At 42.2% G+C, this 15,162-nt stretch carries 10 protein-coding genes; 1 reads left to right on the top strand and 9 read right to left on the bottom strand.

Features of this window, described 5'->3' with window-relative positions:
* Positions 1–12: 12 nt before the first annotated feature.
* From IH598_02130 to IH598_02090, 9 genes are all read right to left on the bottom strand, one after another.
* Complete coding sequence (locus tag IH598_02130; GenBank protein ID MBE0637302.1) at positions 13–669, bottom strand: DUF4159 domain-containing protein; 657 nt, start codon at positions 667–669, stop codon at positions 13–15.
* A 10-nt stretch (positions 670–679) separates the two neighbouring features.
* Positions 680–1,387 carry a 16S rRNA (uracil(1498)-N(3))-methyltransferase gene (locus IH598_02125; protein ID MBE0637301.1) on the bottom strand — a complete coding sequence of 236 codons (708 nt, stop codon included), beginning with the start codon at positions 1,385–1,387 and terminating at the stop codon, positions 680–682.
* Between the two features lie 88 nt (positions 1,388–1,475).
* Entirely contained in the window at positions 1,476–5,294 is a 3,819-nt protein-coding gene (locus tag IH598_02120) for a T9SS type A sorting domain-containing protein (GenBank protein MBE0637300.1), read from the bottom strand.
* Positions 5,295–5,699: 405 nt separating this feature from the next.
* Entirely contained in the window at positions 5,700–9,368 is a 3,669-nt protein-coding gene (locus IH598_02115; protein ID MBE0637299.1) for a PKD domain-containing protein, read from the bottom strand.
* 241 nt (positions 9,369–9,609) lie between these two features.
* A complete protein-coding gene (locus tag IH598_02110) occupies positions 9,610–10,791 on the bottom strand; it encodes a cytochrome d ubiquinol oxidase subunit II (GenBank protein MBE0637298.1) in 1,182 nt (393 codons plus the stop codon).
* Between the two features lies 1 nt (position 10,792).
* Entirely contained in the window at positions 10,793–12,379 is a 1,587-nt protein-coding gene (locus IH598_02105) for a cytochrome ubiquinol oxidase subunit I (GenBank protein MBE0637297.1), read from the bottom strand.
* A 4-nt stretch (positions 12,380–12,383) separates the two neighbouring features.
* Entirely contained in the window at positions 12,384–12,620 is a 237-nt protein-coding gene (locus tag IH598_02100; protein MBE0637296.1) for a DUF4492 domain-containing protein, read from the bottom strand.
* Positions 12,621–12,642: 22 nt separating this feature from the next.
* The gene (locus IH598_02095; GenBank protein MBE0637295.1) at positions 12,643–13,062 is read right to left on the bottom strand and encodes a DsrE family protein; all 420 of its coding nucleotides are present in this window, start codon (positions 13,060–13,062) and stop codon (positions 12,643–12,645) included.
* A gap of 60 nt (positions 13,063–13,122) precedes the next feature.
* On the bottom strand, positions 13,123–13,488 hold the full coding sequence (locus IH598_02090) for a heavy-metal-associated domain-containing protein (protein MBE0637294.1): 366 nt from the start codon (positions 13,486–13,488) through the stop codon (positions 13,123–13,125).
* Between the two features lie 412 nt (positions 13,489–13,900).
* Here IH598_02090 and IH598_02085 point away from each other — a divergent pair, with 412 nt between their 5' ends.
* Positions 13,901–15,142 (top strand): hypothetical protein, encoded by a 1,242-nt coding sequence (locus tag IH598_02085; GenBank protein MBE0637293.1) that lies wholly within the window; start codon positions 13,901–13,903, stop codon positions 15,140–15,142.
* Positions 15,143–15,162: the final 20 nt, after the last annotated feature.

Genomic DNA, 15,162 nt, shown 5'->3' with positions numbered 1-15,162 from the left:
GGACGGTTTTTTTTACCGGTCAAAAACATATTGTATCAAATTGGCTCCCATCCGGAGCGCTTTCTGACGTGTTTCATCTGAGTTGTTATGTACCCGTTGATCTTCCCATCCATCCCCTAAATCGGTTTCATAGGTATAAAACACGACCAGACGCCCTTCGTAAATCATTCCAAAACCCTGTGGTGGTTTTCCGTCATGCTCATGGATTTTCGGGAGTCCTTCCTTAAAGTCATATTTCTGATGATAGATGGGATGAGAAAATGGCAATTCGATCAGTTCAAGTTCAGGAAACACTTTCTGAAGCTGAGGTCTGAGGTATTTATCGATACCATAATTATCATCGGCATGTAAAAACCCGCCGGCAATGAGGTAGTCGCGCAGGTTTTTTGCTTCCTGTGCAGAGAAGACCACATTACCATGACCAGTCATGTGTAGAAATGGGTAATTAAAAATATCAGGACTTCCAACTTCAACAGTGGCTGGTACCAAGTTAATATTTGTACCGAGATTGCGGTTGCAGAATTCGATCAGGTTGGTAAGTGAACTCGGATTAGCATACCAGTCTCCCCCACCCCGGTATTTCAATAAAGCAATCTGAACGCTTCCGGCTGGCGGGTTGGCTGACAAAAAGCCAAGCGAGATTGAAACTATTAGGAAAATCTTTTTCATTTTCAATTGATTATTTCTGATTAATCAGATGAATTGTAAAGCAAGCGGCCAAAGCGGCTGTTTCGGTTCTTAAACGATTTTTACCCAGACTTATTGGAATAAATCCAGCTGCTATTGCAGCATGTATTTCACTTTTACTGAAATCTCCTTCGGGTCCGATCAATACAGTGGCATTTTTACTTTCTGTATAAATTGACTTAAGCAAAGGAAGCGTATTGTCATTATCAACATAGGCGATGAAACCCTCTTCAGGACGAATACTTCGAATGATATCTTTAAAATTGGTAATCTCATTGATTTTCGGCAGCCAAACCTGTTGAGACTGTTTTATAGCTGCAATCGCAATTCTTTGCAATCGTTCGCTTTTAAAATGTGTACGCTCGGAATGGTCACAATGCATTGGAGTGATCTCCTGGATGCCAAATTCTGTAGCCTTCTCAACAAACCATTCAATCCTCGACAAATTCTTTGTTGGGGCTACAGCAATATGCATGCAGTATGAAGGAGGTGAAGTACTGCAACTTTCATTGCTAATTTCAACAACACATTTCTTATGGTTATCATCAATAATTTTTCCTGAAAAAAGTCTTCCACGACCATCAGTGATAAAAACGTCATCGCCAATGTCCAGACGTAAAACGCGGGTGATGTGTTTAGATTCATCAGGATTAAAATGAAAATTTCCAATTTTTACCTCAGGTGAATAAAACCAGTGCATTGTATTCAATTTTGAAATTAGCAAAAGTAAAAATAAAAAAAACCTGTCCTAATCCGGGACAGGTTTTTTATTAGCGTTTGAAAAAGAATTACTTAAGTACTACCTTTTCAATTCTTGAAGAAGTCTCATTGGTCAACCTGATGAAGTAAACACCTCTGGGTTGAGCAGATAGATCAATAGTGATTTCACCGTTAGCAGTAGTCGTGAGGATTTGCTGACCCTGAACATTGGACAAAATAATGTTCACATCGCCTTCAATACCTGAAATATTTAACAAACCGGTTGTCGGATTCGGGTAAATAGCAACCGAACTTAAATAGCCATCTGAGATTGAAGTTGAACCCACCTTCAACTCCGAAATCATCGACATCCCATGAACCTGGAAGGTACCATCAGTATTCTGGAATTGTGCATCATAAGTTACCTCAAGTTCATACTCAGTATTGGTGGATAACCTGAAAAGTTTGAAAGTCATCCCTTCGCCAACAGTTAATCCGTCTTTGACCTCGGTAACTTCATCATCGCCAAATGCAGCTATGAATAGGTTACTTTCAGGATTAACATATTCTGCCATTCCCACACAAATGTTATTGCCATCAAAAACTCCGATAAAATCTCCTGTTTCAAGTGATGATAACGCATATTTATGGATTGAAATAAAATGCGGGGTACCGGTATTTGCCACTTCATTCCAGACATTTAATTTGGCTTCTGCCGGCGGGTAAACAAATGTTGGAGCCGGAGCCATGGTTGGCACCGGATAAGTGTAGGATGATGGAACGAACATGTTAATCAAATAGGCATGGTCAGGAGTAAGGTAGTCGAGCAAGAAAAGACCGCCATCAGGCCATATGACTTCATTGGTATTAATATCAAATAGGATAAGCAATTCGCCATTAAGTTGGGCAAGAATATCGGATGTTGGCGTTGGAGCAGTCACTCTTACAGGTAGGTAACTTGCACCGGCTGGCAACTCAACAGTTTTATCCGGTGTTTCAGCACCAAATATAATTGTTGTTCTTTCAGCTTCCATTTTGGCTTTGTAGCCAAAGGTATTGTAGATATTACCGATCGTATTCAGGTTTTGAGATGGCCACCAGATACCATAAGGTTGCTGGCGAACGGTGATGATCATATCTTCTTTAATACAATCCAACTGGCTGGCAATGCTCAAATCGCCTGACGGATCCATATAAGTGGAGAATCCACTCCAGCCTTCCCTGATGGTTAAAATCTGAACCTGTGTAATAAAAATATCAAAGCTACCAAAATAGCCATTGAGTCCCGTAACTTTGGCATAATATGTTCCACCAGGAACCATATCGTACATCTTAATGAGGTCATAGCTGCCACCACCGCAATAATCAGCATTGTCAAAAACCACTGTCCCATCGCAATCTGCATAGAGAGTAACATTAGCTTCAAAATCCAGGTTATCGAGTGTAACAGCGAAGTCCATGGTATAAGGTACATCAAACTCAAACCATCTTTCGTCCTCAGCACGAACCAATGATTCAGAGATAGCAGGATCATTCACCTGACCGTAGTCAATGGCTTCATCACAAAGCGATCCCGGCCGGATTACAGGAACAGCACATAAAATGTTTGATGCAGGAGATTCAGATTTATCGGGTAAAATCTGCTTAACCAGGTAGCACCACTCGTCACCACCCGGAAAAATCTCGTCAAGATAGTAATTTCCAATTACACCATAAGCGATTGGAATAAAATAAGTAGTGGTTCCGGGGATAATTTTACGGCGATAAACATTGAATGTAGGTACATATTCACCACCATCTTCATAAACAGTCAATGCACCTTCAAAGTAGTGAGGGTTGAGACCATATCCATCTCCCTCAACATAATACGAAACTACAAGTGGTCCTTCTGCATTGAGGTCAACCTCAACTTCAACCGAGAAATCTAATTCCTCCGGTGCACTTGTCTCGTAAAACAGCCCTGTCCAAGATACTTTTTGGCCATCAACAACTCCCGGCACTCCATTGAGCATTCCGGCGGATTGCGGAACAAATTCTGCAGGAAATACCATCTCAGCATAAACACCCCATTCAAAGTCAGGGGAGTAAATGGTCATCGTGAAATTGAGATCCATTGTGGTTCCGGGAATGTAATCATTTTTCGAAAAAATATCACCCATCAGTGTTTTGCTTCCATCTTGTTTAGCGGAAATCGGTTCCCAGGTCAGCTCAACCTGCTCGATATCTGGGGTTGCAGTAAGCAAAACAGGAGCAGGTAAGGGTTCCAGAATAAAATTTAATGTTGTGTAATCATCTTCTAAAACAACAACATCGGTAACAGTAAGTGTTTCATATCCTGCGTCATAACCATTTGCCTCAACATCATAAGTACCCACCGGCAGTTCAATGATATAGTTTCCTATCCCATTAGTATAAGCTACTGCATCACCTGCTGTAATTTTCACCCCTTCGATACCGGCAGCAATGTCAAAACCAAGAACATTACCTGTTATGAAACCACTGGCCAATTCCACAAGTTCAAATGAAGCCTGGTAGTTAAATCCAGGACAGGAATGAGCAAAGAAGTCCATTGGTGCAACAAACAGGTAATAGGTTCCTTTTGGCATATTAACAACATAAATAAAATCCTCCTGGCAACCGGGTAAGATCTTATAGGTAGTAAGAAAGTTGGTCGTGTTATCGCATCCGGGAATTCCCGGAACAACCTGACCTACTAAACCGAAAACGACAGATTCTTCGGCTTTAACATTCATTTTAATGCTTCCGGGTGATGCAAGTTCAACCTTGAACCAGTCTGTATCGCGGGTTCCAAACTGACTCCATAGGTTACCACAAATTATGGTACCATCCTCGACTGATGTAAAGGCGGGCATATCCATATTGCAGCCTCCGTTGATGTTTGCTCCGCATGGTTCAGCTTCTGGTGTGCCACCAGGAGGGCAGGTCAATGTACAGATTTCATACTCATAAATAGATAGTAAACCATCACCTGTAGCACCGTCAAAACCGCCAATTTCAATTTTGTACACTTCACCCTGAACAACTTCGAGAAAGATTTTTGACTGCAAGCCATCATATCCGCAGTAATCATCATTTTCATCAAGCAATGTAACTGGAGGACAAGCAGCACCTTCCCAGACCGCAAGATCAGTATCGTACTCACTTCCACAGAGATCAATAGCTGCCCAACCGGTAAAGCCGGCTGTGTAGTTAAACCAAATTTCAGGTCCGTTGGTATTTCCGTACGGCGAATCCGTAGCTAATTCTGTGGAGAAAGGATAGTTAAGTACCTCTCCTAAATCAATGGCATCTTCACAATCGTCATTAGCTACTGTGGCAGCTTCAACAACCGTCAGGTCAAAATCAGGTATTGAGGCAGGATTTGGCCAGGTATCAACCATAATATAATAGATACCTGCATCAAGAGCAACAGTAAATCCATGTGGAGCACCGCTGTTGAAGTCATAGCTTAAACCAAGACAGGTGGAAGATAACGGGCAACCGTCGGATATCGCAACCCCGGTACGAATTGTACCTTTTGGATCAATCATGATCTGAATTGTAGTAGCGGAAGTGAGTTCCAACTCGTAAATAATATCCTCACCACCATCGAAATCATTCAGACAGGTTTCCCAATAATCATTTCCCCTTCCGGTGGTTGTTTGTCCGGCATCGGTAAAAGGTAATGACAGAATTTCGATAGGAGTCACGCAATCGTCACCGGCTGCTTTGGATGATCCTTCGATTGAAGGAGGCACAACAACACCTGGTCCATGAATCTGGCGTAACAACTCCATCTTATCCGGTACAGAATTACCGGTCTGATTGTGAATGCTTTGCTGCGCAAAGAGTGCTGTTGAAAAAGTGAGCACCATGGCTAAGAGACACAACTTTGTAAAGGTTCTCATGTTTTATGAATTTAAATTAATAATTAGATAATTTGATTTCAGATTAATAAGTCATTGGTTTCGAAAAATTTTCAGGATAATAGTGCTGTTTAAAATGCAATAAAATCACCATGAAAACAATTGCAATAATACTCATTAATTAGTTTTTAGCAAATCAAAGTCCTAATATTTTTAAAAAGTTTAACATAAGACTCAAAATTTGAAACTCAGGTTCCCTCAAAAATTCGTGATTCAGGAGCTTTTTCCCTTCAAAAAACAGGATGACGGGCGAGTCATTCATCTAAATTTCCAGAATTTATATGGTACAAGCGAGAAAACTTCTTGCTGAAAATCAAAATGGATGGTTTTCAGGCATTTACTCATTAGCTAAATGAATGATCGAAGCAAAGCAGATCTTGAAATATCTTATTGGAGAATAAGGAGATTTACTGCTGTTTGGTTGTTCCCATTCACTTTCACAAAATAAACGCCAGGGTCCAACATGCTTAAATCCAAGCTGATGGTCTCCCCTGCTTCAGTTTGCCCTTTTTGCTGACGATGTATCTCTTTTCCGTTTATATCGAACACAGAAATATGAACATCATCATCCAAATGTTCAAAGATCAACTGAACCATTCCATCCGATGGGTTTGGATACATCCTGAAATTGCCGGTGTGCAAATCTTGTCGATCTACCTTTGTTAGCACACTTATCTCAACGTCGTCGATATAAAGATTGTTACCAATCCGGTTGAATGCCTCAAACATAATCCTCACATCGGGCTGATTACAGAACGGTGAGATATCGATACTTATGCAGTCAGCGCCATAACCTTCACCACACCAGTCTTCGCCTGAAGCGGGATTAAAATAGGCTGCGGTTGGTGGTGATGTTTCAAATCCGCCAAAACCATCCGGACCATTCACATAGATGGTTTGCCATGAATTACCGCAATTGGTAGAAATTTTAACCAAAAGTGAATCGACCTGCGAATATCGCTGGGCATAAGCGTGTTTGAAACTCAGATGAGCCTCCGTAACTCCCTTGAGGTTAATGATCGGAGAAATCAACCTGTCGCGCTCAAACATGAAATAGTAATCAAAATGGTTCATGAAAGCAGCATTTTGGCCATGAGGAGTAAAATCTGGTGCAATAACCTGCCACGTTTTCCTACTATCCGGATTTTCAACAGACCAGCTTTTTGATGCAAACCCCTCTTCGAAGGATTCGATGAAGGGAGTTGGAAAACCACCGTAATGAATATAATTTTCTTTGGTTAACGATGCACTGCCATTGTAGTTATGGACAATCAACGTTACTGAATAGCTGCCGGTTTCAGAGAACATAACCATCGGGTTTGGGCTGGTGGAGGATGTCCCTTCGATATAAACTACGTTATCGGGATAAAAACTCCATTCATAAGTTGTTGGGCAATACAGGGACAGGTCAGTGATGGTTAATGCCGACCATGAGCAAAACGCAGACTGGTTAACTGAGAAATCGGGCGCCGGGAGCAATTGATCGCTGACTGTGATGTAATCTTCCTTAACGACCTGATTTGATCCGGCTTTGTTTGTAACAGTTAAAGTTACTTTATAGGTTCCCGGAGTCTCATAAACTATCCCGGGCGGATTTTTCACAGTCGATGTTGCAGGTATTGCACCTTCAAACTCCCAATTCCACGAAGTGGGAACACCCAAAGAACTGTCGGTAAAATTAACTGCACAAAATGGAGTAATAATGGTGTGATCAGCAACCAGATCAGCAACCGGGGAATCATAATACATATCAGATTCCCACAGGCCTCGACCGTAGGTAGATGCCCTTATCCTGTCATTCTCCGGGTTGGATGCATCATGAAATATTTCCACTTCAGTAACCCGGCTGCTAGCGGGGAAACCATCACCGTATAGCATCCAGTCATCCATAAAGGCATCTTTGTAAAAAATTCCGATATCTGTGCCGGCATAGAGGCCTTCGTGGCTGTTTTTGTGGTAAGCAAGGCTATTGACCGAAACCGAAGGAAGTGAACCAGAAATGTTGGTCCATGAAATCCCCTTATCAACAGATTTAAACACTTTGGTACCTTTTGCCATGTAAACGATGTTTTCGTCAAAAGGATGAGCCTCAAGATCATTGATATGGTTATTATCCGGAAGGAATGTAGAAAGGTCAGTCCATGTTGGGCTTTGCTTGTTTGCATTATCGGTTCGGAATAATTTTCTGTCTTCTCTGGCAGCATACAGAATTTCATAGTTCACCGGAGACTGCTCAATCGCCCTCATATTTACATTATTGCTACCTGCAAGATTGTTTGAAATTTTCTGCCAGGTTGGATTGTTGGATCTGATATTAAAACCTCTCCAGATGTTTTTATACCCTACAAACATCTTATTCGCATCACCTTTATGAAGCAGGAAAGGGGTTACCCACCCACCGTCCTCCGTTATACCGAAAGAATTGTTACCGGCAACTTTGAAGGCATTGACATTGTTGGTCATCCTGAAAATATCGCCAAAATAGAGCGTGCCATAACTATACACTGCATTTTGGTGGTCCACGGCGCATTCCATCCCATCACCTCCTATCGTTGGAATCCAGTTTTGAGTTCCGGTGTAGGTTGCTGTTCCATTGTCCTGGTAACCATTGATTACCTTATTACTTACCGTAGCGCTCTGTCCGATCTTATAAACCTGGCTGATGGCAAGACCGTTGGAGATTTCAGTCCAGTTTGTCCCGCCATTACCGGTCCAATAGATCCCACCGTCGTTACCTGCATACAACCTTCCATCGAGTGGGCTATACTCAAGTATATGCAGGTCGGCATGAACCGCTGGTACACCGCAATCACCCCACCAGTGTGAGCTGATCTGCCAGGTTATTCCTCCATCACTCGATTTAAAGCAGTTAACACCACCGGCGAATAAAATATTTTCATTTAACGGATCAACGGCCATATCAAGATCGTACCACGCCTGCCCTCCGTCACCTCCAGCACAACCCCAACTCATGATGTTTGGGGTTGTTGACCTTTCTGAAAAGCTAAGTCCGGCATCGTCTGATCGGTACAATCCTAAAAAGGAATCTCCCGTGGTTAAAAGAAAATAGACTATTTCAGGATTTGCCGGTGAAACACCAATGACACCCCGGGCGCCAACAGGCAATCCGGAGGAAATGAGTTGAAATGTTTCTCCGGTGTCCGTCGAACGATAAAATCTTCCGTTTGCCGATGCATAGATCACTGACGGATCGTTAGGTTTGAAAACAACTTCTTTAAAATCGCCCCCCTGCCTGACTTGCCAGCTATGGCCTCCATCGGTAGTTTTGCAAATTCCCGAATTTGTGGCTGCAATAATTACCTGGTTATCCTGGGGATGCATAATCATTCGTCCAACAATCCGATTCCCCATGCCATTATTTGATAATTGCCAGGTCATCCCACCATCAACACTTTTCATTACCCCCATTCCCGGAGCGTCTCCGGCATCCCTGTCGCCTGAACCAATGTAAATTACCGAAGGTTCGGCATGGTCAACAACGATTGATGAAACGCCAAGGGTTGGAAGAACATCGGTTTCGGAGTACCATGTCTCTCCCTTGTCGTGCGTTACCCAAAGTCCTCCGGCAGGTGCTCCCAGATAGATCGTGTTGGGATCGGTTGGATGAAATGCAATGGAATTTACTCTTCCGAGTCCATTGTAACCTTTACTTCCGGGGATTAAAAATGGACCGAGATTTTCCCAATTACCACTGTAATACCGGTTTTCGGGAAATTTATCCTTGTACACATGGTATTCAATCCAGTTCAGGTCGGCAGGAAATCGTGTTCCATCTGGATAAACCCTGCTGCTCGTCATGTATTCCCATCGTTTGAAGGGTTTCCATCCCGAACCTTTGGTTACTTCACGATCATTCCAGTAAAGTTCAAATGCCCGCTGAACATCGAAGAAGTTCACTGATTCGTCGCTCATCATTTCAATCCAATAAGGAAATTTGGCAAAATCCTCATCCGTAAGTGATGTGTAGTTCTGTGTGTAAGTTGATTTCACCATCACTATTAAAGTAATGGTAATCAGGAAGTAAAATCTTTTCATTTCTGAAGACTATTTTTTTTGTAAAAATAATTTAAATGGAACAAATACAATATTTCCAGGTGATTATTTCAAAATGACAAACTTCATCAATCCGGCTCAACTATTCCTCACCATCCTCGGTTAGCTTCTTATCGAATTTTTTCATGTAATACAAGATGATCCGATAGGTAATATAAATCAGGACGGGAAGGGTCACGTAATGAATTATTTCTCTCCAGTACATATCTTTTTATTTTTAAAATTAATAAGCGTGATCGCCGGATTCCATTTCGGCAGCATCAATTTTCCGGTGGTTGAGCGAGCGCCAGGCATAGATAATATAGGCCAGTACAAATGGCACCATCAGCGAAACGTAGCTCATGGCGGTGAGGGTAAATTTGCTCGACGAACTGTTCATTATCGTGAGTGAGCTCTGCAGGTCGAATGTTGAAGGATAAAAAGCCGTGTTATTCAGCCCTGCCACCATCAGCAGCGAAAATACCGTAAGAACGGTTCCTGTGCCGGCAAACCATATACCTTTGGTCGAATCTTTAAACAAGGATCCGATAATTCCCCAGAGCACCAGCACAACGCCCAATAAAAACAAGACCAGAACCAGCGGCATTTGGAGGAAATTGTTAAGGTATTTGAAAGGTTCCAGTTCAATTTTCCACAACATCGGATCGCGAACAGGATTTGGAATTACTGCAAAACCGGCACTCGTAAGCAGCAATCCGACAAACAGCAGGAAAAAAACCAGGAATGGAACCGCATTTATTAAAAGGTGTTTTTTAGAGCGTTTGAAGATGTTGTCGTTATGAATGCTGTTCATGAAATAAAGGATGCCCAGAATCCTTGCCAGGAAAAATACAGCAAGTCCCAGCGACAGATTTTGGATATTCAACGCCGCTTCCAATCCGTAAGCTGGTCCTTCCCATGCAGAAATTGTGGTAGATCCTCCTTCAAAAATGTTTGTGAGGTTGAGTTTATTCACCGAAAAAGCCGAGCCGGTAAAGAAGGTTCCGACAGCAGCGCCAATCAGTATTGTGCCCAGTGCGCCATTGATGATGAGAAAAGCCTCATAAGTCCTCTGCCCCAAAAAGTTCCCCGGCTTTGTGCGAAACTCATAAGCCACAGCCTGAATGACAAAAGCAAACAAAATGATCATCCAAACCCAGTAAGCACCTCCAAAACTGGTGCTGTAAAAAAGTGGGAAGGAGGCAAAGAAAGCACCTCCAAATGTGACTAGTGTTGTAAAAGTAAATTCCCATTTACGACCGAGAGAGTTGACGAGCATTTTGCGCTCAATTTCATTTTTACCAAGCGTAAAAATCAGCGTCTGGCCCCCCTGCACAAAGAATAGAAAAACCAGAAGACTGGCAAGGAGTGAAACGATCACCCACCAGTATTGCTGTAATGCGAAGTGTGATAATGTTTCAAACATATTAATTTCCTCCTGTTATACCTTTATTAATCTGTTTCACTAAAATTCGGATTTCTGCAATGAGCAGAATGGTAAAGGTGATTGCAAACAACCAGAATGTCAATTGCACGCTGCCTGAATCAATCCGCGAGACTGCCGAAAGCGTGGGCATCAAATCCTGGATTACCCATGGTTGGCGCCCCATTTCGGCGACAATCCAACCCAACTGGGTTGCGATATATGCCAAAGGAATCGTCCAAATGGCGATATAATGCAGCCAGCGCATCCGCTCTATTCGGTTTTTCAATGTAAAAATCAGCATTAAAAGGAATAATGCCAAAAAATGTCCTGACAAAGCCACCATAATGTGGAAGGAATAAAACGCTACCGGAATGTTGGGAAGCAGCCCAGACACCGTGTAGGCATCGTAATACCCGTATCCAAAATATTTAAAGGTGTTCTGCATCCAGACCTGATCTTCAAACTTTGCTTTGTAAATCTGCAACGCTTCTTCATCCTCAGCATTAAGCGCCTCTTTGTAGCCTTTTAATGCAGCGATAGCCTCTTTTCCCCGCTCCATTTTCTCGTAATAAGAAATATGAACTTCACCGGTGTTGGGATTGGTGTAGCCATCTACCAGGTCTTTCACTCCGGGTATGTATGCATTTGGATCGAGGAAGGCCATGTAGGATAACATATTAGGGATTTCAATTTTGATGGCGAAATCTTTTTCCTGGTATTCGTTGGCAGTTTTTGGGGGTGCAGGTTTTTGAAGTAGTCCAATGGCAATCAACGGTGCGTTGGTCTGACCTTCCCAAAGCGCTTCCATAGCGGCAAATTTCATGGGTTGTTTGTCAGCCATTTGTCTGGCCGATTCATCTCCCGACCAAACCAGGAACAATAAAGTAGTAATCCCGAATACAGAAGCAATGATAATGCTTCTTTTGGCAAAAAGGACATCACGGTTTTTCAGCAAAAACCATGAAGAAACACCGATAACAAAAACAGCTGCAAGCACATAACCGGAAGCCACTGTGTGCAGAAACTTGTTCACAGCAACCGGTGAAAAGAGGACAGCCCAGAAATCAACCATCTCGTTGCGCGCTGTCATTGGATTAAAAACAGTACCTACCGGATATTGCATCCAGGCGTTGGCCACCAGAATCCAAAGTGCTGAAAGGTTAGCCCCAACAGCCACGAGCCATGTTGATATCAGGTGAAAACGCTTACTCACCTTGTTCCAGCCAAAAAACATGACAGCCACAAAAGTGGCTTCCATGAAGAAAGCCATGATGCCCTCGATAGCCAAAGGCGCTCCGAAGATATCGCCAACAAACCACGAATAGTTGGACCAGTTGGTGCCGAACTGAAACTCAAGAATGATTCCGGTGGCAATCCCGATGGCAAAATTAATTCCGAACAACTTTGCCCAGAACTTGGTCAGCTTTTTCCATTTTTCATCACCTGTACGAACGTAAATGGTCTCCATTATGGCAACCAAAATGATTAAACCCAACGTCAGAGGGACAAAAATCCAGTGAAACATGGCTGACATCGCAAACTGGCCCCGCGACCAGTTAATTAAAGACATGTCAAAAATTCCCATAATCAGTTTATTTTGAATTGTTTGGATCAGTTAATTGTTCGATCACATGCTGACTGCGGTCAGTATCTGTGTCGAAATTGCTTTTAAGGTAATTTGGGAAAAAGAAAAGCCGGAAGATAGCGAACATGATGAAAAGCTTAAGCAGGATGATCCACCACAGTTGCCTACCCCAGTTTGGCATAGATTTAAATCCATCGGTATAGAAATGAAATACCTTTGATATGATGTTAGTGGTAGCGGACATATTCTTTAACCCATTCAAACTATTAATAGTCAAGCGTTAAGATTCTTCCTTTGGTGAAACTGAAGAACTTTTCCTTGTCAGCAACAGTTACCCCGTTGGTAAGATCATCAGCGGTTTTGCCGGCAGCTTCAAGGCAACCGGGACAGGCTTGCAGTGGGATCCCCATTTCCGCAAGTTTTATCAATTGAGCATGTGAATTGGAAAACTGAGCGTAAGTCAGGTCAGGAGCATCTTTTAATACGACTTCAATTCCCCTGATGTCAAAATAAATCATCACATCATGGTCTTCGGCCATCAATTCGGCCATCCGCAGGGCCATCAGCACGCGGTGAGGGTCGTTGCTTGAAACATGAAGGAACATACCATCTTTTTCCGAAACCTCAGTTTTAATGATTTCAACCTCCTTTTTAATCTCTTTATCGGCAGTGTTGCATGATATCATGACAGCAGTCATGAAAAACAGAAAGAATAACTTTTTCATTTCATTAAATTTTTTTTGTGATTAATTATTTGGTTCTATAACTTCAACATCTCCGGTGGTGTAGCCACTTTCCTCGATGGCAACTCGGATTTGATCCAGGTCTGTAACAGTTGTATCGAAGGTAATTGCTGCAAGACCTTCAAGATGAAAGGCATCCACGAGTTTAACCCCTTTAATTTTGCTTACAGCGCCAACAATTGCCACTTCGCATCCGGTGCATGTCATTCCGCCAACCGCAAGTTCGACAGATTGAAGGTTTTTCTCCATAGCCACTTTACCAGCATCCGGATCGGCTCCTTTCAGATCGTTTTTTACCGATCCGCCACAGGCTGTCATAACAGCCACAACCGCTATAATTAGCAGATTGATAAGAAGTTGTTTTTTCATTTCTTTTAAATATTTAGTGAACAATCAATAAATTTCAGAGCGCCAAATTATCAAAAACTTAGGCGCCAAATCAAACCTTTGCAAATTTAGATAATTTCTAAATTAGAAATTGTGTAAAACCGTACAATAAGAAACTATACTTTTGAGGCGGTAATTCAGTACCAGAGTATTTGAAATTTACAATCCGAATCCATTATATATTCACGCTTTCAAATGAATGTGAACAATTGTGAACCATGAAGATATGCTTATTATTTAAACTGAATATGAATTACTTACAACAAGTACCTGATATTGTTTTTTCTTACTTTTGTAACCCTGTGCAGGGAATGCTTTTAAAGGAGTTTTTTACCGGTAAAGCACTGAGAATAACTGTGCAGCAAAATATTAATACAAGTAAACCTGAATGAATATGCAACATCTACCGCAACCTGGGCAAAACCCATCAAGGCATTTTGTCGGAACTTTGTACAAGGGTATAGTTTGCTTACTCCTATTATTATTATCCTCTTCAAGTTTAAAAGCGTCAGACACACTGCCAATTCAAGGAGACACGATTAAAGCAGCTGTTCAGGCTGAAATGCAGTCATTGGCACAGGTTGATCCGGTTACCGCGGATCAGCAGACCTACACAAAAACGGAATTACGCAAAGGTGAAAGGCTTTTCAGAGGTCTTGTTCCTTTTGAAAGCGGCAAACACAACTGTGTTTCATGCCACTACATCAAGCCAACAGAAAGTATCAACTGGAATCCATCTGCCTTGGACCTGGTAATGGTGTGGGCCGAAAACCCAAATTATGACCTCAAAGGTGTAATGAATTTGCCAGCCAGTATCCGGTTGATGACCGACCATAAAGGAATGAGTATTACGGATGAAGAAGAAAGGATGCTGGAAGCCTATTTTCAAAAAATAAGTGTGAAAGGCCCACAAGAACTAACTGCAGAACCAAAAAAAGCAGTCATTTTCTGGGGATTCGGATTTCTGATGTTGTTGGCAATAGTAGATTTACTTTTTACGAAAAAAATTAAGTACCATTTCATTCATGTTGTCATTCTGCTGATTGGAATGGGTGTGCATGTACAATTTGCTGTAGCCGAAGGCATTAACCTTGGACGCACACCTGATTATGCTCCCGATCAACCAATAAAGTTCTCACATAAGATACACGCTGGTGAAAATAAAATAGATTGCCGTTATTGCCATCATATTGCCGATCAAAGCCTTAGCGCCGGCATTCCTTCAAATAATGTTTGTCTAAATTGTCATACCGTAATCAGAAACGGAACAAATTCAGGCAGTTTCGAAATTAACAAAATACACAAGGCTGCCGAAACCGGTGAACCCATCCAATGGATACGCATACACAACCTGCCAAATCATAGCTTTTTCAGTCATGCTCAACATGTGAATGCCGGTAAATTAGACTGCGCGGAATGCCATGGAAAGGTTGAGGAAATGCACATCGTTCAACAGGTTGAAGACCTTTCGATGGGATGGTGCCTGACCTGTCACCGTACACGAAAGGTTGATTTTCTGGACAATCCTTACTACGAAATGTACGAAAAGTTGCAAGAGGATATCAAAGCCGGACGTATCGATTCGGTTTCACCTGCTCGTTTAGGAGGTGAAGAATGCATGAAATGCCATTATTAGACTCATTTTCAACATCATCA

It is taken from the genome of Bacteroidales bacterium, assembly GCA_014860585.1.
GTDB lineage: Bacteria > Bacteroidota > Bacteroidia > Bacteroidales > 4484-276 > RZYY01.
This window is presented reverse-complemented; position numbering and strand designations above follow the sequence as displayed.